Consider the following 19,597-nt stretch of genomic DNA (forward strand, 5'->3'; position numbering starts at 1 on the left):
CGGTGGGATCAGCGCCGCGCTGTGATAGCGGTGGGATCCCAGCCCTCCTGCGGGACGCTGTCGCGCAGGAGCCTGGTATAGGGGTGTTGCGGATCGTCGAGCACGGCGGCAGTGGTGCCCTGCTCGACGACCGAGCCGTGGCGCATGACGATCGTGTCGTCGGTGACCTGACGGATCACCGCGAGATCGTGGCTGATGAACAGGTAGCTCACTCCACGCTCTTCGCGGATGTCGGAGAGAAGATTGAGGATCTGCGCCTGGATCGATACGTCCAGCGCCGAGACCGCTTCGTCGAGGATCAGCACGTCGGGTTCGGCCGCCAGCGCTCGCGCGATCGCGACCCGCTGCCGCTGCCCGCCCGACAGGGCCCTGGGCAGCGCCGACAGCCGGTGCTCGTCGAGCCCGACGAGATCGGCGAGCTCTCGTACCCGGCGCCGGGTCTCGTCGCGCCCGAGCCGGAAGTGCACGCCGATCACCTCGGCGAGGCAGTCGCCGATGCGCTGCCGACGGTCCAACGACGTATACGGGTCCTGGAAGACGATCTGGATGTCGCGCCCGCGCTCACGCAGCCGGCGCGCGCCGCGCGCGGGCCGCGTCCGATCCTGCCCGCGCACGAGGATGCGGCCCGACGTGGGCCGTTCCAGGCCGATGATCATCCGCGCCGTGGTCGTCTTGCCCGACCCGGACTCGCCGACGATGCCGAGCGCTCCGCCGGCCTCGAGCGTGAAGCTCACGTCGGCGACGGCGGTGGTCTCGCTGCGTCCGCGCCCGAACGTCTTCGTGAGGCCTTCGACGGCCAGCAGCGGTTCGCTCATCGTGCCGCTCCTTCGCTCTGTGCGAACGTGAGGTCGGGTGAGAGTATCCGACCCTGCAGCTCCGGCATGCGCACGCAGCGCGACAGCCCCTGCGGGGCATCAGCCGGACCGATCTGCAGCAGCGGCGGCACCGTGGCGCGGCAGGCGTCCTGTGCGAACCGGCAGCGGGGGGCGAACGGACAGCCGTCCGGCGCCTCGTACGCGGTGGTGGGATGCCCGGGGATCGCCGGTAGGCGTGCGGCGCGCCGGTCGATGTCGGGACGCGCCTGCACGAGCGCCGCCGTGTACGGGTGCAGCGGGTCGGCCACGAGCCGCGCCGACGACTGGCGCTCCATCACCTGGCCCGCGTACAGCACGATGGTCTCGTCGCACACGGCGGCTGCGAGCTCCAGGTCGTGGGTGATGAACAGCATCGCCATGCCGTACTCGCGCTGCATGCGGCCCAGGATCGCCATCACCTCGGCCTGGGTCGTGACATCCAGAGCCGTCGTCGGCTCGTCGGCGAGGATCAGCCGCGGGCGCACGGCCACGGCCGCGGCGATCATGACCCGCTGCAGCAGACCGCCCGACAGCTCGTGCGGGTACTGCCGCATGCGGCGCTCGGGGTCGCCGATGCCCACCTGGCGCAGCACCTCTGCGGCCCGTTCGGCGGCCTGCCGGGGCGGGACCCGCTCGTTCGTGCGCAGCGCCTCGGTGAGGAAGTCGCCGATGCGTCGCACCGGGTTGGTGTGGGCGCGGGCATCCTGGAAGATCATCGCCACGTCGCCCGCGCGGTAGGCGCGCAGCGCGTCGGCGCGCATGTCGAACACGTCGACGCCGTCGAAACGCACGTGGCCCGCCACGTCAGCGCCCGCGGGCAGCAGCCGTGCCACCGCGCGCGCGGTCATCGACTTGCCCGATCCCGACTCGCCGACCAGCCCGAGGGTCCTGCCCGGCTCGAGCGCGAAGGACACGTCGCGCAGCACGGGCCGCATGCGCCCTCCGACCGGGAGGCGCACGGTCAGGTCGTCGACTTCGACGAGCGCGCTCATGCCCGTCCCTCCGATCGTTCGTTGAGCCGGTCGCCCAGCGTGTTGACCGCAGCGACGACGATGACGATCATGACGCTGGCGTACAGCGCCTCCTGCGGGCGCTGCTGCAGCACGCCCGCCATGCCCGAGCCGACCATCGCGCCCCAGTCGGCTGTGGGTGGCTGCACCCCCAGGCCGATGAACGACAGACCCGCCAGATCCATGAGCGCGAACCCGAACGCGAGCGTCGCGTTCGCCAGGATCAGGCCTGCCACGTTGGGCAGGACGTGCCGCAGCGAGATGACTACACCGCGCACGCCCTGCACGCGCAGCGCGGCCACATACGGCAGGGCGCGCTCGCGCAGCGCGGCACTGCGCACGATGCGGGCGATGTAGGGGATGTACGCGATCGACAGGGCGATGACCGCGGCGGTCAGGCCCGACCCGAACAGCGCCGTGGCGAGGATCGCGAGCAGCAGGCCGGGGAAGGCGAAGACCGCATCGATGACCCGCACGACGACCTGGTCGAACCATCCGCCGAACCACACCGCGGCAAGTGCCAGGCACGTGCCGAGGATCGTGGATGCCACGACCACGACCAGCGGGCCCACCAGCGCTGTGCGCGAGCCGACCATGAGACGCGACAGCAGGTCGCGGCCGCTCGCGTCGGTGCCCAGCAGGTGGGCGCCGCTCGCACCCTGGTACGCGTCCGACAGGCTCGCTGCGTTCGGGTCGGCCGGTGCGAGCAGAGGGGCGAGCAGCGCGATCGCGGCGATGGCGATCAGCACGATCAGCGACGTCCATTCGGCCGCGCCGAGCGATCCTGCGCGCCGCAGGCGACGCTCCTCGCGGGCGAGCAGGCGCGCGTCTTCGACGGTGGCGACGGTCATGAGGCGGTCCTTCCCACGTCCACGCGGGGGTCGAGCAGCGAGTAGGCGAGGTCGATCAGGGTGTTGAGCACGATGAAGGCCGCCACGTAGACCAGGCACACGGCCTGCACCACCGGGAAGTCCTTCTGCTGCACCGAGGCGATCAGCAGCTGGCCGAGGCCCCCGAGCTGGAAGACCTGCTCGATCACGACGCTGCCGGCGATGAGCCCGGCGATCGTCAGACCCGCCACGGTCAGCACCGGCATCGCCGCGTTGCGGATGACGTGACGTCGCACGATGAACCGCCGCGGCAGCCCTCGGCTGACCGCCGTCTGCACGTGGTCGATCGACAGCTCTTCGCGAATCGCCGTCCGGGTCAGCCGGGCCACGAACGCGACCGATGCCAGGGCGAGCGAGATGGCCGGAAGGACCGCGTGGTACAGCGCGTCCACCCCGGGGGCGCCGGCGCCGAACACCGGGAACCAGCGCAGGTTCACGGCGAAGACGACGATGAGCACGACGGCGGCGACGAACGTCGGCACGGCCATGACGGCCGTGGCCGTGACCATGGTGGACCGCGACAGCCAGCCCGGCCGCAGCCCCGCGTAGACCCCGACGACCAGGCCCACCACGAGCACGATCACGGCGGCGAACAGCACGAGCAGCACCGTCGCCGGCGTGCGGGCAGCCAGCACCGACGACACCGGCTGGTTGAACACGATGGAGGTCCCGAAGTCGCCGTGCGCGACGCCGCCCAGCCACAGGGCGTACTGCTGCCACAGCGGCAGGTCGAGGTGGTACTGCGCTTCGAGGGCCGCGATGCCCTCGGGCGACATGGTCCTGCCGTGCGTGAGGAACGTGAGCGGATTGCCCGGTGCGACGTACAGGGCACCGAACACGACGACGCTGGCGATCAGCAGCGTCACCACGAGCCCGACGACGCGCCCGGCGACGAAACGCACCAGGGGCCACCCGGGCCACCGCTTCGCGGCGGCCCGCTGCGCGGCCACGACGGTCGTCTGACTGCTCATGGCGCACCCACTTCGACGGGGGCGGCGGCGTGCACGGTGCGGCCGGCTACGACCGTGCGCACCACGCGCGCGGCGAGCAGCTCGTCGGCCGGCGCGGCGAAGACGTCGCGGTCCAGGACGATGAAGTCGGCGGCAAGGCCGGCGGCCAGGCGGCCGTACTCGTTCTCGGCGCGGGCCGCCCACGCGGCGTCCGCGGTCGCGTGCACGACGGCGTCGGCCAGGGGGACGGCGTAGTGCGGGATGTTCGGCGGCAGCGCGGGGTCCTTCGCGGAGCGCCTGGTCGCGGCGATGAACATGTTCGGCAGCGGCGCCGACGGGGCGGTCGGCGAGTCGGTGCCGAACACGAGCCGGGCTCCGGCATCCGTCATCTCCGGCCAGGGGTAGCCGCGCTGCACGCGCTCGTCGCCGAGCAGCGCACGCCAGTTGGCCTGATGCGACGGGTCGGCGTGCACGGGCTGCATGCTGGCGGTGATGCCGAGCGCAGCGAGACGGGCGATGTCGGCGGGCTCGACGACCTCCAGGTGCTCGATGCGGTGCCGGCGCGGCCGGATGCCGTTCGCAGCGACGGCGCGGGCGACGGCGTCGACGGCGATGCGGACGGCCTCGTCGCCGATCGCGTGCAGAGCCACCTGCAGGCCGGATGCGTCGGCAGCGGCGACCACGGGGGCCAGCTCGTCGAGACTCCACACGGGTTCGGCTGTGGAGCCGTCGGCGTACGGGCGGCCCAGAGCCGCGGTGCAGCCGTCGATGGTCCCGTCGACGATGATCTTGATGCCGGTGACCCGCAGGAACGCCGAACTCTGCTGCGTCGCGAGCTGTGTCGCGCGGGCGACCTGGGCGAGATTGGCGGCCGGATCGCCGGTGGGCTGCACGCGCCAGAAGGCGGTGATGCGGGCAGTGAGCGTCCCGGATGCCTCGGCGCGCTGCATCGCGGCCAGATCGTCTTCGATCAGCGCCATGTCGGTGACGGCGGTGACGCCGCTGCGGCGATAGCCGTCCAGCACCGCCTGCAGCGCCTGGTCGCGGTGCGCGTCGTCCGAGAAGCCGTCGAGGATCGGCCAGACCAGGCGGTGCATCGCGGTCTCGTCGACGTATCCCGTCGCCACTCCATGGCCATCGCGGTGCACGGTGCCGCCGGCGGGCGACGCTGTGTCGTCGTCGATGCCCACCTCGGCCAGCGCAGCGGTGTTCAGCCAGATCGAGTGGTAGTCGTACGACTGCGCATACACCGGCCGATCGGGCACCGCCTCGTCGAGCATGGCGCGCGTGGGCGCGCCGCCGCCGATCGCGCCGTGGTTCCAGCCCTGCGCCCGGATGCGCGGCGCGGTCGGATGCGCCCGGGCCCACGCCCGGATGCGGCGCTGGATCTCGCCGACATCCTCGGCGCCCCACAGGTCGACCTGGCCGGCCGCTTCGCCGGTGCCCACGACGTGGGCGTGGCCGTCGACGAAGCCGGGCAGCACGAGGGCCCCGTCCAGGTCGGTGGTCTGCGCGTCGGTCCCGGCGATCTGCCGCGCCGTGGCGTCGTCGCCGGCATAGGCGATCCGCGTGCCGTCGACGACCAGGGCCTCGGCCCACGGTCGCCGGTCGGCGGTGAAGATCCGCGCGTTGCGGTAGAGCTGCATCGGCATCGTCGTCGCACTCCTTCTCGGTCGGTCGGTCAGAATCGGTCCAGTCCGGTGCTCGCTGCTTCGGCCGGCGGGCCCGGATGCGTGAACAGCGCGAAATCGGCGGCGTCCAGCGCGATCGTCAGCAGCGTCTCCCACCGCAGGTGCGCCGGCTGTGCCGGATCGGCGCGGACGCACACCGCCGCATCGCCGCCTTCGGCCCCGCAGAAGGCGGCGGCCCGGGCGAGAGGGCTGCGTCCGGCCATGGCCGACCGCGCGGCCTGCGCGTGCCCGTACCGCTCGTACGTGGTGGACGACGAGCCGTCGATCGTGTCGCCGTCGTGCAGGGACTCGTCCAGGAAGTGATTCGTGTGCAGCAGCCAGCCGTCGTCGCCGGGGCGCACGACCGCGACGCCCGCCGGCGACATCTCGATGCTCGCCGCGCTCGCCGTCTCGCCATCCCAGGTGGCGACGGTCAGCACGGTCGACGCGCTGACAGCCGCGGACGCGGCGATCTGCACGGCCTCGTCGACGCTCGCGGCGTCTTCGAGGACCCGGCGCGCGATCGCGTGCACCGGCACGCCGCCGGCGTCGCTATCGCTGCGATGCGACAGGATGTTAAAGTGCAGGGCGAGGCCGGCGTCGTTCACGCCGATCTTGGCGGGAGCGCCGAACTCGGTGAACAGCTTCACGCCGCGGCCGGACGCCGTCGTCAGCTGCATCAGCAGCCCGTCCGCGGCGAGATGGCCGTGCCAGTCCCAGGTCTGGATCGTCTCGGGCGGCTCGTGCGCCGCCAGGTGCACCGCGGTGGTGCATTCGCCCTCGCCCGCCGACGGCGCCACGGCCAGCACCTCCGTGCGCGATCCGATGGCCGACACCCGCCAGGGTTCGATCCCCGCGGCCGCGGCCGCGGCATCCGACTCCTCCGCCAGATGCGGCGCCCACTGCTGCAGCGCGCCACGGCTGCGCTCGACGATCGCCCGCACCTGCGCGGTCGGGATGCCGAGCTGCTCGAAATGGGCCAGATAGCCGGCGATGGCCGTCCGCAGCGGGCCCGCGAACGCGGTGCCGATCTCATGGCCGCGCCGGGCGGGGTCAGCGGCGGTGCGCAGGGTGTGCAGTCTCACGTCGAGCCTTCATCGGGGAATCGTGTCGTCGACACCGTCGTCGGAGTCGATGCAGGTGAGACTAAATGCATTAAACGTTTAATACAATCGTCGTGGAGTGAGGAGGCGAGGATGCCGCGGAACAACGGGGTCACGATCCGCGACGTGGCGCGGCGGGCGCAGGTGTCGACGGCGGCGGTGTCGATGGCTCTGAACGGCACCGGCACGCTCAGCGAGGCGACGCGTCTGCGGGTGCGCGCGGTCGCCGACGAGATGGAGTATCAGGCCGATGCGCTGGCCCGCGGCCTGCGCGGCGCGCCTGTCGGGGTGATCGGACTCGTGATCCGATCGCTCGACGCACTCGGCGAGTACGCGCCCGAAGGCGTGGACGTCTTCGCGCGCTTCATGGGAGCGACCTCGGCGCAGGCCATGACCCGCGGGCTCAGCGTCATGCTCGTGCCCGACCCGACTCGCCGACCCTCGCCGCCGCTGGCGTTCGGCCTCGACGGATACATCGTGAACCTGCCGCATGTCGACGACCCGGTGATCGCGATGCTCGAGCGGCGCGGCATCCCCTACGTCACGCTCGGCCGCGACCTCAGTCGTCCAGACTTCACCGACTGGGTCAGCGAGGACGACACCGTCAGCATGAGGCAGATCCTCGACCACTTCGCCGCCCAGGGCGCCCGCACGATCGGGCTGGTGCGGGGAACCGACCCGAACGCCTGGAACATCGACAGCGAGGCCGTGTACCGGCAGTGGTGCGAGGCCCGCCGCATCGCACCCCGCGTGCACACGGCCGCCGAACGCGAGGGCGTGCCCGGCGGGCGCGCCGTCGCCGCGCGCATCGCCGTCGAGGGCGTGCCCGACGCGCTGCTGTGCCTCACCGGCCGGCACGCGGCCGGAGTCCTGCTGCAGCTGAGTGAGCGAGGGCTGCGCGTCCCCGAAGACGTGATGATCGCCACGGCGTCCGATTCCGAGCACAGCCGGCACTCCCGGCCGGCGATCTCGGCGCTCGAGCTGAACCCGTGGGGCGAGTCGCATGCCCTGCTCGATCTGCTGCAGGCGCGCATGGCGGGCCGCCCCAGTGCGGGACCGATCATGACGTCCACGAAGTTTCGGGTGCGCGCGTCCTCGCGGCGCGGCGCCGTGGAGGCGTCGGCTGCGGCCGGGCCGCAGGACGAGTAGGCGATGGGATGCCGCGGCCCGCTCCGGGAGTCCCGCTCGACGACCCTGCGCGCGTCGACGACGTGGCCGATGTGATCGACGCCGCCGATTCGGGCGCCCTCGTCGACGCCGTGCTGGCCGAGCTCGTCGAAGCCGGGGCGCTGCAGGGCCGGCATAAGTTCAGGCTCCTCGCATTCACGTCTTCGTACGATGGACTCCATGTGTGGAATCGTCGGATACGTCGGCTCGCGGCCGAGTGAGAGCATCCTGCTGTCGGGACTTGCCCGACTCGAGTACCGCGGCTACGACTCGGCTGGCATCGCCGTCATCGACGCCGACGGCCACCTCGGCATGCGCAAGCGCGCCGGCAAGCTCAGCGTGCTGCGCGACGACCTGAAGCACTCGCCGATGGCCGACGGCACGAGCGGCATCGGGCACACCCGCTGGGCCACGCACGGCGGCCCCACCGACCAGAACGCGCACCCGCACTTGGCCGACGACGGACGGCTCGCGGTCATCCACAACGGGATCATCGAGAACTTCTCGACCCTGAAGGCCGAGCTCGTGGCATCCGGCGTCACCTTCGTGAGCGAGACCGACACCGAGGTCGCCGCAGCACTTCTGGCCCGCGAATACCGGGCAGGCGGCAACGACCTCGAGGCCGCGTTCCGCGCGACGGTCAACCGCCTCGACGGCGCGTTCACGCTGCTCGCGATGCACGAGGACCACCCGGGCCTGGTCGTCGGCGCGCGCCGCAACTCTCCGCTGGTGATCGGGCTGGGCGAGGGCGAGACGTTCCTCGGCTCGGACGTCGCCGCGTTCGTCGAGCACACCCGCAAGGCCCTCGCGATCGGGCAGGACCAGATCGTCGCGATCCGCCCCGGGGCCGTCGTCGTCACCGACTTCGACGGCGCGCCGGTCGAGCCGGAGCCGTTCGAGGTGACGTGGGATGCCGCGGCCGCCGAAAAGGGCGGATGGTCGTCGTTCATGGCGAAGGAGGTGTCGGAAGAGCCCGAGGCCGTCGCCAACACGGTGCGCGGACGCATCCACGACCAGGCGGTGGTCATTCCCGAGCTCGACGGACTCGACGAGCTGTTCCGCGGCATCCATCGCATCATCGTCGTGGCCTGCGGCACCGCGTCCTATGCCGGCCAGGTCGGCAAGTACGCGCTCGAGCAGTGGGCGCGCGTGCCGGTGGACGTCGAGCTCGCGCACGAGTTCCGCTACCGCGACCCGGTGCTCGACGAGGGCACGCTCGTCGTCTCGATCAGCCAGTCCGGCGAGACCATGGACACCCTGATGGCCGTGAAGTACGCGCGCGAGCGCGGGGCCAAGACGCTGTCGATCTGCAACACGCAGGGGGCGACGATCCCGCGCGAGTCCGACGCGATCGTCTACACGCACGCCGGCCCCGAGGTCGCCGTCGCCTCGACCAAGGCGTTCGTCGCACAGATCACCGCGCTGTACCTGCTCGCGCTGCACGTCGGCCGCGTGCGCGGTGCGCTGTCGGCCGAGGCGTCGGCGCGGGCCGTCGTCGAGCTCGAAGCCGTGCCCGGCAAGATCTCGTGGATCCTCGAGGCCGAGCAGGCGCGCACCACGCAGCTGGCGCGCTGGATGGCCGACTCGCGCTCGGTGCTGTTCCTCGGCCGGCACGTTGGGTTCCCGATCGCGCTCGAGGGCGCGCTCAAGCTCAAGGAGATCTCGTACATCCACGCCGAGGGCTTCGCCGCCGGTGAGCTCAAGCACGGCCCGATCGCGCTGATCGAGCCCGGGCAGCCGGTGTTCGTGATCGTGCCGTCGCCCGTTCACTCGCCGCAGCTGCACGACAAGGTGGTCTCGAACATCCAGGAGATCCGTGCCCGCGGTGCCCGCGTGATCGTCATCGCCGAAGAGGGCGACGCCGCGGTGCTGCCGTTCGCCGACGAGGTGCTGCACATCCCGCTGGCCGGGCCCCTGTTCGAGCCGCTGCTGGCCGTCGTGCCGCTGCACATCTTCGCGATGGGCCTGGCCGAGGCCCGCGGTCTGGACGTCGACCAGCCCCGCAACCTGGCCAAGTCGGTCACGGTCGAGTAGGGGCCGCTGCGCGGCGGGCGGCGGTGCGCGGCGGGCGGCCGTCATCTCGCACTGCGATGCGGGTTCGAGATCGCAACTGCGCCGCTGACGCCGTGGGATGCGCAGTTCGTGCATTCTCGACCTTGATGCGCGCGATGGCGGCAGGGCGGGCGGGCGGGTCGCGCGCGATAGGGTCGAGGATGCCGCAACCCGCGGCGCGAGGGGAGTCCGGATGATCGTGGGAACCGGCGTCGACCTGGTCGACATCCCGCGATTCGAGCGCACCCTCGCGCGCACGCCCCGGCTGCTGCCGCGCCTGTTCGCCCCGTCGGAGCGGCCGCTCGCCGCCCGGTCGCTGGCCGCGCGATACGCCGCGAAAGAAGCGTTGATCAAGGCGCTCGGCGGCTCGGACGGGGTGCACTGGACCGAGATCGAGATCGTCTCGGACGGCGAGGGCAAGCCGGGCTTCGCCCTGCGCGGGACGACGGCCGACGTCGTCACGGCGCGCGGGATCGGCATCCTGCACCTGACCATGTCGCACGACGCGGGGCTGGCCATCGCGTACGTGATCGCTGAGGCTCCCGACGCCGGGCCTCCCGACGCCGGGCCTGCCGACGCCGCGCCTGCCGCCGCCGCGCCTCCCGACGCCGCGACTCCCGACGCCGCGGCCGGGGTTCCTGCAACCCCAATCCATAGGGATTCGGCGAATCCACACCCTATGGGGCATGGACTCGCCCAATCCCTATGGATTGGGGATGATGAGGGTGCGGATTCGGGGCACACATCGGCTCGGGATGCCGGAGCCGAACGGAGCGGGCGGGCATGAGCCGGCTCGCGCCCGGCGTGTTGCGCGAGGCGGTGATCGACACCGCCGCGATCTCGGCGAACGTGGGGCACCTGCGGCGGCTGACCGGCACCGAGGTCATGGCCGTCGTGAAGGCCGACGCGTACGGGCACGGCGCCGTGCGCTGCGCGGCCGCGGCCCTGCGCGGGGGAGCCGCGCGGCTCGGCGTGACCGATGTGGCCGAGGCGCTGCAGCTGCGCCGCGGCGGCATCGACGCTCCGATCCTGGCGTGGCTGCACGCGATGGAGACCTCGTTCGACGAGGCGGCGGCGCTCGGCATCGAGCTGGGCATCTCGAGCATGGACCAGCTGCAGCGGGCGGCGGCTGCGGCATCCAGCGACCGACCCGTCGCGGTGCACCTCAAACTCGAGACGGGTCTGGGGCGCAACGGCATCGCGCCCGAGGACGCCGGCCTGGTGTTCGCCGAGGCCGCGCGCCTCGAGCGCATCGGCCGCCTGCGCGTGGTGGGCCTGTTCAGCCACGTCTCGAACACGTCGCACGACGACGACCTGGCGGCGCTCGCGCGGTTCCACGACGGGGAGGCGGCCGCTTCGGCGGCGGGCCTGCGCCCCCGGGTGCGGCACATCGCGGCGACGGCCGCCGCGATCGACCTGCCGCAGACGCGGCTGGACTGCGTGCGGCTCGGCATCGGCATCTACGGCCTGTCGCCGTTCGACGATCGCACGTCGGCCGACCTCGGGCTGCGCCCCGCGATGACGCTGCGCGCCACGGTCGCCGCGGTGCGGCGGGTGCCGGCGGGGCAGGGCGTCTCGTACGGCTACACCTACCGCACCGAGCGCGAGACCACCCTCGCGCTGGTGCCGATCGGTTATGCCGACGGCATCCCGCGACAGGCGTCCAACGCGGGGCCGCTGGCCATCGGCGGGCGCCGGTTCCGCGTCTCGGGCCGGGTCGCGATGGACCAGTTCATCGTCGACGTCGGCGACGCCCCGGTGGCGGTCGGCGACGAGGCGATCGTGTTCGGCGACCCGACGCTCGGAGCGCCCGCGGTCGAAGAGTGGGCGGCTGCGGCATCCACCATCAACTACGAGATCGTGACCCGCATCGGCCCACGCGTGCCGCGCCGCGAGGAGTCGGCGTGAGCGGGTGCGCGCCGGTCGGAGCGCAGGACTGCGGAGTTCCGGAGCTGTGCGGGCCGGTTCGGGGCGATATCGGGGGCGTTTCGCGCAGAGCTCCGCAGTTCTGCACGGGGCCGCGGGCATGACCGGCCTGGATCCGCTCGTCGGACGGCACGACGTCGCCGCGGCGGACGACATGGAACGGCTCGGCCTGCAGATGGGAAGGATGCTGCGGCCCGGCGACCTCGTGGTGCTGACCGGTCCGCTCGGGGCGGGCAAGACGACGCTCACCCGCGGCATCGCCGAGGGGCTCGGCGTGCGCGGGCCCGTGCAGAGCCCGACGTTCGTGATCGCGCGGACGCATCCGTCGCTGGTGGGCGGGCCGCGGCTCGTGCACGTCGATGCGTACCGGCTGGGATCGGCGGCCGAACTCGACGACCTCGACATCGACGTGGACGGCTCGGTCGTCGTCGTCGAGTGGGGCCGCGGCATGGCCGAGGGCCTGCGCGACGTGTGGTGGGAGGTCGACATCGAGCGGGCCGTCGGGGGCGGCGCGACCGATGTGCTGGACGAGGATGCCGCGGACCCGCGCGTCGTGGTGATCTCGCGCTCGCCGCGCCCCTGAGTGACGGATCAACTGCGGGCTTTCAGGTCTCAGGAAGATCGCTCGGCGGCACGGTGGTTCCGCAGCGTGTCACGGCGCGATGTGCAATCCGTCCTGCGAGCCGAACGGGCGGACGCGTCTACCCGCTGCGCGCAGCCTCGCTCGACGACCGGGGGCGGCGTTGCGCCGATACGCTGGAGGGATGATCCTCGGCATCGACACCTCGCTCGGCACGACGGTCGCCGTCGTCGAGCCCGACGGAGTGATCGTCGCCCAGGCAGACAGCAGCGATCCGCTCGCGCACGCCGAGGTGATCGGAACGCTGCTGCACCAGGCGGTCGGCGATGCCGAGATCACGCACGTCGCCGCGGGCATGGGGCCGGGACCGTTCACCGGGCTGCGCATTGGGATCGCGGCCGCCCGCGCCTTCGCGCTGGGGCGCGGCATCCCGGTCATTCCGGTGGTCAGCCATGACGCGGCGGCGCTCGAGGTGTCGCTGCGCGATCCGTTCGCCGAGCTGCCGCGATTCGCCGTCGTGACCGACGCGCGCCGGCGCGAGTACGCGTACTCGGTCTATGACGGCATCGACGACGACGACGGGCTGCCCGTGCGCGCCGTCGGACCCGCCCTCGCGCACCGCGACGAGATCGACGAGGTGCTGGCGGGGCACGACGCGCGCCGGCAGGACGTCCACGCGGTATCGGGCGCGATGGTGGCGCTCGCGGCCGCGCGCGCTCTTGCCGCCGGACGTGTGATCGGGCCGCACGACGCCCTGTACCTGCGCTCGCCGGACGTCGCCGTCCCGGCCGCGCCGAAGCGGGTCGCGTCATGACGGCCGACGAACGAGAGACCGCGCGGGTGCACGGCGGCGACGGCTCAGCCATGGCGGGGCCGCACCTCGCGGCGCCCGGGCTTCGCCCGGCGACCGGCGGCGACCTCGACGCGATCATGGCGCTCGAACGGGCCTCGTTCCCCTCCGACGCCTGGAGCGAGAGCGCGATGCGCGCCGAGCTCGCCTCACCGCACGGGCACTACGTCGTGATCGAGCAGGGCGGCGCCGTCGTCGGCTACGCGGGCCTGCGCGCCGTGGGCGGGTCGCGCGACGGCGACATCCAGACGATCGCGGTGGCTGCGGCATCCCGCGGCCATGGCTGGGGGCGGATGCTGTTGACCGCCCTCATCGCCGAAGCCGCGCGCCGCGGGGTTCACGACCTGTTCCTCGAGGTGCGCGCCGACAACCCGGTGGCGCAGGCGCTGTACGACTCGGAGGGGTTCCGCGAGGTGGGGCGCCGGCCGCGCTATTACCAGCCCGACGACATCGATGCGATCGTGATGCAGGCCGATCTGCGCGGCCGTGCCGCGGGTTCTGCGGGATCTGCGGGTGCTGCGGGTTCTGCGGGGTCTGACTATTCACAGACTTCGGAGGATCACGCGAAGTTCGGAGGATTCTCGCCGAATCATCCGGAGTTGGCGCGATCCTCCGAACCCTGTGAGGCGCAGCCGACACAGCCGGTGATGCCGGGCGCCGGCACGCCGACGGAGGTGACGAACGATGCCTGAACCGCTCGTGCTGGGGATCGAGACCAGCTGCGACGAGACCGGGATCGGCGTCGTGCTCGGCCGCACGCTGCTGAGCAACACGATCGCCAGCAGCATGGACGAGCACGCCCGCTACGGCGGGGTCATCCCCGAGATCGCGGCGCGCGCCCACCTCGAGGCGCTGCAGCCCTCGCTCGAGGCGGCCCTGGCCGAGGCGGGCGCCGCGCTCGGCCGGCCCGGAGCCCTCGCTCTCGCCGACCTCGATGCGATCGCCGTGACCAGCGGGCCCGGCCTCGCCGGCGCCCTGATGGTCGGCGTCGGCGCGGCCAAGGCGCTCGCCGTCGCGCTCGACAAGCCGCTCTACGCCGTGAACCACCTCGTCGGGCACATCGCCGCCGACGTCCTCGACGCCGAGGCCGGGCCCCTCGAGTATCCGACCGTCGCGCTGCTGGTGTCGGGCGGGCACACCTCGCTGCTGGTCGTGCGGGATCTCACCACCGACGTCGAGCTGCTGGGCGAGACGATGGACGACGCGGCCGGCGAGGCGTTCGACAAGGTGGCGCGCATCCTCGGGCTGCCCTACCCCGGGGGTCCCGAGATCGACCGGGCCGCGGCATCCGGTGACCCGGCCGCCATCCGCTTTCCCCGCGGGCTCTCGCGCGCGTCCGACATGGACAAGCACCGCTACGACTTCTCGTTCTCGGGACTGAAGACCGCGGTCGCCCGCTGGATCGAGCAGCGCGAAGCCGCCGGCGAGGCCGTGCCGATCGCCGACGTCGCCGCGAGCTTCCGCGAGGCGGTGGTCGACGTGCTGGTCACGAAGGCCCTCGACGCGTGCGCGCGGTACGACGTGCCGCGGCTGCTGCTGGGCGGGGGAGTGATCGCCAACAGGCGCCTGCGCGACGTCGCCCTCGCGCGTGCCGCCGAGGCCGGGGTGACCGTGCGCATCCCGCCGCTGAGCCTGTGCACCGACAACGGCGCGATGATCGCGGCCCTCGCGTCGCAGCTGATCATGTCGGGCCGCGAGCCGTCGGCGCTCGCCTTCGGCGCCGATTCGACGCTGCCGGTCACCGAGATCCAGGTGGCGGAACGGGATGCCGGAGCGGCGGCATGAACGACGACGCGAACGAGAAGAAGCCGGCCGAGTCGACGGCCGATGCGGGGCCGGCCGCGCCGGGCGCCGATGCCGTGGGGCCGGGCGCCGATGCCGTGCGGCCGGGATCCGGTGCCGTGCGGCCGGGATCCGGTGCCGCGCGGGATGCTGCGGGCCCGACCCGTTCGAAGCCTGGACGGCCCGCGAAGGCGAAGGCGGAGTCGGCCGCGCCGCCCACGAAGCCTGCGCGGCCTCCCGCGACGCCCGTGAAGCCCAGGCCACCCGCGACACCCGCGCCGCCGGCCGCGCCCGCGCCGCCGGCCACACCCGCGCCGCCGGCCGCGGCCGCCCCGATCGGGACCTCGGCTCCGACCCCCGACATCGACCTCGGCACCGACGCTCCGTCCCTGCCGGGAGAGCACCGCGGCGGCTTCACCCGCCCGCCGACGGCGCCCGTCGACGTCGTGCACGAGAGTCGCAATGACGTCCCCGAGACCGACACGGGCCCCACACTCGAGGTGCGGTGGGCGACGCAGCCGGTGCCGCATGGGCCGCAGCGCGGCGTCGGCGCGTGGGCGCTGTCGTTCGCCGTGGCCGGCTTGGGCGTCTCGTTCTTCGTCGGGTGGGGCTTTCCGCTCGGCCTCGTCGCGATCATCCTGGCGATCGTCGCCCTGCGCCGCCCGGTCGAGAGCCGCACGGTCGGCGGATGGGCGCTCGCGCTGGGAGTCCTGTCTGTGCTCTACAGCGCCGGCTGGGTGCTCTGGGCGGTGACCCACCCGGTCTGATCGCCCGCGCCTCTGACGCTCAGCTCGCGGGGAAGATCTCGGCGAGCGCTTCGGGCAGTTCGCGCACCCCGGTCTCCTGGGTGAAATGCCCGCGCCCGGCCAGCACGACCAGCCGCGCATCCAGGTCGACGGCGAGGTCCGCCGTCGCGGTCACCGGCACGACCGGGTCATCGTCCGAGCAGAACACGATGCGGCGATCGATCCGGTCCCGCACCCGATCGGTCGGAGCCTGCTCGGCCAGGTATCCGTCCAGTTCGGGCAGGTTCGGCAGCAGGCCCGAGAATCCCGCGACCAGGAGCAGTCCGCCCAGTCGCCAGGGGCCGGAGGCGCCGTCAAGCACCCGCAGGGCCGTGATGCAGCCCAGCGAGTGCCCGACGAGCCACGTCCGCTCGTCGGGGCGGCCGAGGGCCGCGGCGGTCGTGGCCTCCCAGTCGCGGCGCCGCGGCGAGAGCGGGTCGGGCAGGCTCACGACCTCGACCGCGGCGCCGCGGCCCCGGCCCTCGCCGGCAAGCCACGGAAACCAGTGGCAGTCCGGGTCGGCGCCGAAGCCGGGCACCACGACGATGCGATCGGTCATCGCGCCGGCTGCACGGTCAGCTGCACGTCGACGAATCGCGGCCGGTAGATGGTCACGTCGTCGTACACATCACCCACGTTGTCGAAGGTGTTGACGTTGTAGGTGACGAGGATGCTGTCGCCGCGGCGCAGTTCGGGATGCTCGTGCGCGTTGTAGGTGAACACGTCGGCGTCGCCGTAGCTGCCGAAGATCCCGGTCTCGGGCGTGCGGTACAACTCGACGGCGCTGGTGAATGGACCGGTCGGCGAGCATCCGACCTTCGCGACGATGCGGGTGCTGAACAGCTCCGAGGTGTCCTGCGTGACCATCAGGTAGCCGTCGCGGAACGGTGCGACGCTGAACTCGTTGGACACGTACGGTGCGACGGCGGCCGCGTCGGCCTCGCGCGGCGACCAGCTCTGCCCGTCCCAGAATGCCCATGATCCGGCCAGCCCGTCGCGCCCCTCGGTGCGCGCGATGTAGGCAGAGCGCACGCCGTCGACGTCGGTGACGCCGTAGATGTAGGTCGTGTCGCCCTGCTGCAGCGTCCACGACCCCCAGTTGATGCCGGTCGCCGACGGCAGGTCGAGGATCGACTGCAGCCGCAGCGTCGTGCGGTCGAGGATCGCGAGCCGGTTCGCCGTCCATCGGAAATCGAAGCTGCCGGTGCCGGTCTTCTCGAACTGCAGCAGCGGCAGCTGGATCGTCCCGCGGGGTCCGGTCGCAGGGTCGCCCACCCAGTACCAGCGGCCGTCGGGCTCAGGCGGGACGACGCCGCCGTCGTCGGGACCGGCGACGGTGCGCAGCCCGTGCGCGTCCTGCACGACGATCGAGTTGTTCACGAGCGGGGCGTCCTTGGGCCGCGATCCGTCGGGGTTCACCGTGCCGAGGAACGTGTCGGAGAAGAACCAGCCGAGCCGGCCTTCGCCGAGCGGCAGCGAGAACGTGCTGTCGCCGCCGGTCCAGCCACCGCCCGTGTCGCCGTACTGCGTGAACCGATCGGTCAGCGGCTGGTCGACGTGCGCGGACGCCGTCAGCGAGCTGTGCACGAGTGAGCACTGGCCGGCCGACGTCATGTCGGCCCCGGCCGTGCCGGCCCCCCGTGGCACGGCCGCCGGTACCGCCCTTGGTATGGCGGGAACCTGTGCCTGGGCGATCTGCGGCACCGCGAGGGTCAGCGTCGCCGCTGCGGCCGTGACCGCCCCCAGGGTGCGAAGACGTCGTCTGTTCATGCTCGTCACTCCTTCGTGTTGAGTCCTTCAGGTGTAGGTCGCGTGTCGAGGTCGGCCCGGCTCGCGGACCCCGGTCAGGCCGTATCGCGGATGCTGCCATCGGCGTGCACGTCGACGAGACGGTCGGCGATCCGCAGACCTCGGACCACGGCATCCGGGTCCAGCAGTGCGGCGCAGCCTCCCGCCGTTATCGTGCCGTCGACACGGATCTGGATGCCGAACACGGCCTCGAGGATCAGCTCGATCCAGGCGCCCGACGACGAGCACGACCAGTCGATGATGTAGGGCAGCTGCGGCGGTGCTTTGCGCGCGCCGCCGTGGATGGCCGGCTGCGCCTCGGCGACGAAATGCGCCTGGCCCATCGGCCCCTGGTTTGCCGTACGGGCCAGGCCGGTGAGCCAGTCGGCGAGCACCTCGGGCGCGCCGAGGGCGGTCAGTGCCCGCCCGGCATCGGCCGGCCAGGCCGGGTACGCGCCGTTCCACTGGTGGTCGGGGCGGACGCTGTAGCTGGCGTCGGGGTCCCACGGCGAGAGCGCCCGCATCCAGTTCTCGGTCTGCAGTTCGCGGCGGAAGAAGTCCGTCATCTCGGTGCGCATCGCGGGGGTGAGGTCACCCGGGATCGTGGTGCCAACGACGCTGAAGTCGTAGCAGTGCCGCACCGGCAGCCGCGAGCCGTCCGGCTGCCCCGCGGCGAAGAACCCGGCACCGTCCTGATACAGCGAAAGCACTGCCGGCACGAGGGCGTCGGCCTCGGCGCGCAGCGCCGCAGCCGAGGAACCGTCGCCGTGCAGCTCGGCGAGCGCGGCCACCGTACGCATGTTCCAGACGTTCGCCGCATTCAGGCCCGCGACCTCGTGCGTATAGGAGCTGACGCACTCCAGCAGGTTGTCGATCTCGCCGTAGTCGGCCAGGCCCGAGCCGGAGTCGGTGCGCAGGCCCTTCCAGGCCACGGCCCACGCGTGCAGGCAGTCCATCACGGTGCCGCGCTCGCCGACCGGCTCGTCGAGGAACGCCGTGTCGCCGGTGAGGCGCACATAGTCGTGCACGAGCCGGGTCATGGCGTAGTCGTTCACGGAGTACCACTGGCCGACCGGCTCGCCGGTGAGTGACGACGTGCCGAAATGCGAGTGCGTGTCGAGGCGGATCCAGTGCGTGAGCTGCCGGCGCATCTCGGCCGGGTCCAGCAGCGCGTGGCTGAGGGAGCTGAGGCTGTAGTCCCAGATGAACGTCGTCGTGCCCCAGTAGTTCGGCATCAGCGTGTCGTAGCTGCGGCCGAGCACGTTGCCGGCGAAGTCGCGCCGGAACCAGATCACTCCGAGCGCAGCCCACCAGTACAGCCGGCGCAGCGGCGCCGACGCCGTGTCGAGTACGGGCAGGTGGCCGGAGAATTCGGAGTCGCCGGGCGTGAACGCGGCGGCCAGCAGCGCGTTCCACCACCGCTCGGCCTCGGCGATCGCCGCCGGCACGTCCTGCGCAACGGCCGCATAGGCCGCTTGTGCGGCATCCTCGGTCTCGCCGACCGCGTGCGCGTAGCCGATCCGGGCGGTATCGCCGGCGGCCACGGTGAGCTCGACGGTGAGCTCGCCGCCGCGCCCGTTGCCGCCGATGCCGATCTCGAACTCCTGGGTCGAGGGCACCACTCCGCTCACGCGCGCCGCGCCCCCGGCATCCAGTCCCTGAATGCTCCACGCCCGCTCGCCGGGCGCATGGAACACGAGACGCCGGTCGTCGGCCCGAGCGATCGTGCGGCCGCTCGGCGACACTGCGTCGCGCCACGCGCCGATCGGGCGGGTCACACCCGCAGCGATCGACAGAGCCAGGCGGACGGTGCGCTGCCGATCGGTGCGGTTGTGCACATGGATGTCGATCGCCACTGCGGTTCGGCCGGGCGGGCAGACCGTGGTCGTGGTGATCGCCCAGTCACCGGTCGCGGCCGAGCGAACGACGCGATCGGGTCGCCACTCGTACGTGACCGGCACGCCCAGCGACGTGAACAGCCGTCCGTCGACGAACAGCGCCGCGGTCTGTGTGAGCCCCTGCGACACCGGCGGAAACTGGACCGCCGACAGCGCGGTCAGGTCGTGGTCGATCCGCACCGTGCCGAGCAGGTTCGTCAGGCCCGTCGGGGCGATCATGTCGTCATCGTGGTGGGTGACCGGGTCGGCGGCGAGGTCGTCGACCGTGGGGATCAGGGGGTTCACGGGGGCC

The 19,597-nt window shown here is 72.5% G+C and carries 18 protein-coding genes and 1 pseudogene; 10 read left to right on the top strand and 9 right to left on the bottom strand.

The annotated features are described in order from the left end of the window. Window positions 1-8: 8 nt before the first annotated feature. Genes AC3RX0_RS00685 through AC3RX0_RS00710 form a run of 6 tightly spaced genes read right to left on the bottom strand, consistent with a single transcriptional unit; the run spans window position 9 to window position 6,459 of the window. Window positions 9-815: an ABC transporter ATP-binding protein gene (locus tag AC3RX0_RS00685; protein ID WP_491504022.1), complete on the bottom strand. Its 807-nt coding sequence runs from the start codon at window positions 813-815 to the stop codon at window positions 9-11. Next, window positions 812-1,846: an ABC transporter ATP-binding protein gene (locus tag AC3RX0_RS00690; RefSeq protein WP_491504023.1), complete on the bottom strand. Its 1,035-nt coding sequence runs from the start codon at window positions 1,844-1,846 to the stop codon at window positions 812-814. Before AC3RX0_RS00690 ends, AC3RX0_RS00685 begins: the two co-directional genes overlap by 4 nt. Next, on the bottom strand, window positions 1,843-2,715 hold the full coding sequence (locus AC3RX0_RS00695; protein ID WP_491504024.1) for an ABC transporter permease: 873 nt from the start codon (window positions 2,713-2,715) through the stop codon (window positions 1,843-1,845). The genes AC3RX0_RS00690 and AC3RX0_RS00695 overlap by 4 nt, the downstream gene beginning before the upstream one ends. Further along, complete coding sequence (locus AC3RX0_RS00700) at window positions 2,712-3,725, bottom strand: ABC transporter permease (protein WP_491504025.1); 1,014 nt, start codon at window positions 3,723-3,725, stop codon at window positions 2,712-2,714. Before AC3RX0_RS00700 ends, AC3RX0_RS00695 begins: the two co-directional genes overlap by 4 nt. Further along, window positions 3,722-5,356: an amidohydrolase gene (locus AC3RX0_RS00705; protein WP_491504026.1), complete on the bottom strand. Its 1,635-nt coding sequence runs from the start codon at window positions 5,354-5,356 to the stop codon at window positions 3,722-3,724. The genes AC3RX0_RS00700 and AC3RX0_RS00705 overlap by 4 nt, the downstream gene beginning before the upstream one ends. Before the next feature lie 29 nt (window positions 5,357-5,385). Further along, entirely contained in the window at window positions 5,386-6,459 is a 1,074-nt protein-coding gene (locus tag AC3RX0_RS00710) for a C45 family autoproteolytic acyltransferase/hydrolase (RefSeq protein ID WP_491504027.1), read from the bottom strand. Window positions 6,460-6,570: 111 nt separating this feature from the next. Between AC3RX0_RS00710 and AC3RX0_RS00715 the strand changes: the two genes are divergently transcribed. The 10 genes and pseudogenes from AC3RX0_RS00715 to AC3RX0_RS00760 all read left to right on the top strand — a co-directional run bounded on the left by AC3RX0_RS00715 (window position 6,571) and on the right by AC3RX0_RS00760 (window position 15,601). After that, window positions 6,571-7,626 carry a LacI family DNA-binding transcriptional regulator gene (locus AC3RX0_RS00715; RefSeq protein WP_491504028.1) on the top strand — a complete coding sequence of 352 codons (1,056 nt, stop codon included), beginning with the start codon at window positions 6,571-6,573 and terminating at the stop codon, window positions 7,624-7,626. A 62-nt stretch (window positions 7,627-7,688) separates the two neighbouring features. Beyond that, complete coding sequence (locus AC3RX0_RS00720; protein ID WP_491504029.1) at window positions 7,689-7,865, top strand: hypothetical protein; 177 nt, start codon at window positions 7,689-7,691, stop codon at window positions 7,863-7,865. Then, the gene (glmS, locus tag AC3RX0_RS00725) at window positions 7,825-9,678 is read left to right on the top strand and encodes a glutamine--fructose-6-phosphate transaminase (isomerizing) (protein WP_491504030.1); all 1,854 of its coding nucleotides are present in this window, start codon (window positions 7,825-7,827) and stop codon (window positions 9,676-9,678) included. The genes AC3RX0_RS00720 and glmS overlap by 41 nt, the downstream gene beginning before the upstream one ends. A gap of 211 nt (window positions 9,679-9,889) precedes the next feature. After that, window positions 9,890-10,237: pseudogene (locus tag AC3RX0_RS00730) on the top strand (holo-ACP synthase); the annotation flags it as partial. A 242-nt stretch (window positions 10,238-10,479) separates the two neighbouring features. Further along, window positions 10,480-11,604: an alanine racemase gene (gene alr, locus AC3RX0_RS00735; protein ID WP_491504031.1), complete on the top strand. Its 1,125-nt coding sequence runs from the start codon at window positions 10,480-10,482 to the stop codon at window positions 11,602-11,604. Between the two features lie 118 nt (window positions 11,605-11,722). Then, window positions 11,723-12,205 (top strand): tRNA (adenosine(37)-N6)-threonylcarbamoyltransferase complex ATPase subunit type 1 TsaE, encoded by a 483-nt coding sequence (gene tsaE, locus AC3RX0_RS00740; protein ID WP_491504032.1) that lies wholly within the window; start codon window positions 11,723-11,725, stop codon window positions 12,203-12,205. Window positions 12,206-12,386: 181 nt separating this feature from the next. Then, window positions 12,387-13,016: a tRNA (adenosine(37)-N6)-threonylcarbamoyltransferase complex dimerization subunit type 1 TsaB gene (gene tsaB, locus AC3RX0_RS00745; protein ID WP_491504033.1), complete on the top strand. Its 630-nt coding sequence runs from the start codon at window positions 12,387-12,389 to the stop codon at window positions 13,014-13,016. Further along, complete coding sequence (gene rimI, locus AC3RX0_RS00750; protein WP_491504034.1) at window positions 13,013-13,744, top strand: ribosomal protein S18-alanine N-acetyltransferase; 732 nt, start codon at window positions 13,013-13,015, stop codon at window positions 13,742-13,744. Before tsaB ends, rimI begins: the two co-directional genes overlap by 4 nt. Further along, window positions 13,737-14,837, top strand: coding sequence for a tRNA (adenosine(37)-N6)-threonylcarbamoyltransferase complex transferase subunit TsaD (gene tsaD, locus AC3RX0_RS00755; RefSeq protein WP_491504035.1), 1,101 nt, complete (start codon window positions 13,737-13,739; stop codon window positions 14,835-14,837). Before rimI ends, tsaD begins: the two co-directional genes overlap by 8 nt. After that, window positions 14,834-15,601, top strand: coding sequence for a hypothetical protein (locus AC3RX0_RS00760; protein ID WP_491504036.1), 768 nt, complete (start codon window positions 14,834-14,836; stop codon window positions 15,599-15,601). The genes tsaD and AC3RX0_RS00760 overlap by 4 nt, the downstream gene beginning before the upstream one ends. Before the next feature lie 19 nt (window positions 15,602-15,620). Here AC3RX0_RS00760 and AC3RX0_RS00765 read toward each other — a convergent pair whose 3' ends face one another. From AC3RX0_RS00765 to AC3RX0_RS00775, 3 genes are all read right to left on the bottom strand, one after another. Continuing rightward, window positions 15,621-16,178: an RBBP9/YdeN family alpha/beta hydrolase gene (locus AC3RX0_RS00765; protein WP_491504037.1), complete on the bottom strand. Its 558-nt coding sequence runs from the start codon at window positions 16,176-16,178 to the stop codon at window positions 15,621-15,623. Continuing rightward, on the bottom strand, window positions 16,175-17,389 hold the full coding sequence (locus AC3RX0_RS00770; protein WP_491504038.1) for a DUF5005 domain-containing protein: 1,215 nt from the start codon (window positions 17,387-17,389) through the stop codon (window positions 16,175-16,177). Before AC3RX0_RS00770 ends, AC3RX0_RS00765 begins: the two co-directional genes overlap by 4 nt. A gap of 74 nt (window positions 17,390-17,463) precedes the next feature. Beyond that, complete coding sequence (locus tag AC3RX0_RS00775) at window positions 17,464-19,590, bottom strand: glucosidase family protein (RefSeq protein ID WP_491504039.1); 2,127 nt, start codon at window positions 19,588-19,590, stop codon at window positions 17,464-17,466. Window positions 19,591-19,597 lie beyond the last annotated feature (7 nt).

The sequence above is a fragment of the Microbacterium sp. W1-4-2 genome (assembly GCF_058349885.2).

Coding starts and splice junctions, on each gene's coding strand:
- AC3RX0_RS00760 (WP_491504036.1), top strand. CDS start 14,834: ATGAACGACGACGCGAACGAGAAGAAGCCGGCCGAGTCGACGGCCGAT.
- tsaD (WP_491504035.1), top strand. CDS start 13,737: ATGCCTGAACCGCTCGTGCTGGGGATCGAGACCAGCTGCGACGAGACC.
- alr (WP_491504031.1), top strand. CDS start 10,480: ATGAGCCGGCTCGCGCCCGGCGTGTTGCGCGAGGCGGTGATCGACACC.
- AC3RX0_RS00765 (WP_491504037.1), bottom strand. CDS start 16,178: ATGACCGATCGCATCGTCGTGGTGCCCGGCTTCGGCGCCGACCCGGAC.
- glmS (WP_491504030.1), top strand. CDS start 7,825: ATGTGTGGAATCGTCGGATACGTCGGCTCGCGGCCGAGTGAGAGCATC.
- AC3RX0_RS00715 (WP_491504028.1), top strand. CDS start 6,571: ATGCCGCGGAACAACGGGGTCACGATCCGCGACGTGGCGCGGCGGGCG.
- AC3RX0_RS00770 (WP_491504038.1), bottom strand. CDS start 17,389: ATGAACAGACGACGTCTTCGCACCCTGGGGGCGGTCACGGCCGCAGCG.
- AC3RX0_RS00705 (WP_491504026.1), bottom strand. CDS start 5,356: ATGCCGATGCAGCTCTACCGCAACGCGCGGATCTTCACCGCCGACCGG.
- AC3RX0_RS00700 (WP_491504025.1), bottom strand. CDS start 3,725: ATGAGCAGTCAGACGACCGTCGTGGCCGCGCAGCGGGCCGCCGCGAAG.
- AC3RX0_RS00685 (WP_491504022.1), bottom strand. CDS start 815: ATGAGCGAACCGCTGCTGGCCGTCGAAGGCCTCACGAAGACGTTCGGG.
- AC3RX0_RS00695 (WP_491504024.1), bottom strand. CDS start 2,715: ATGACCGTCGCCACCGTCGAAGACGCGCGCCTGCTCGCCCGCGAGGAG.
- rimI (WP_491504034.1), top strand. CDS start 13,013: ATGACGGCCGACGAACGAGAGACCGCGCGGGTGCACGGCGGCGACGGC.
- AC3RX0_RS00690 (WP_491504023.1), bottom strand. CDS start 1,846: ATGAGCGCGCTCGTCGAAGTCGACGACCTGACCGTGCGCCTCCCGGTC.
- tsaE (WP_491504032.1), top strand. CDS start 11,723: ATGACCGGCCTGGATCCGCTCGTCGGACGGCACGACGTCGCCGCGGCG.
- tsaB (WP_491504033.1), top strand. CDS start 12,387: ATGATCCTCGGCATCGACACCTCGCTCGGCACGACGGTCGCCGTCGTC.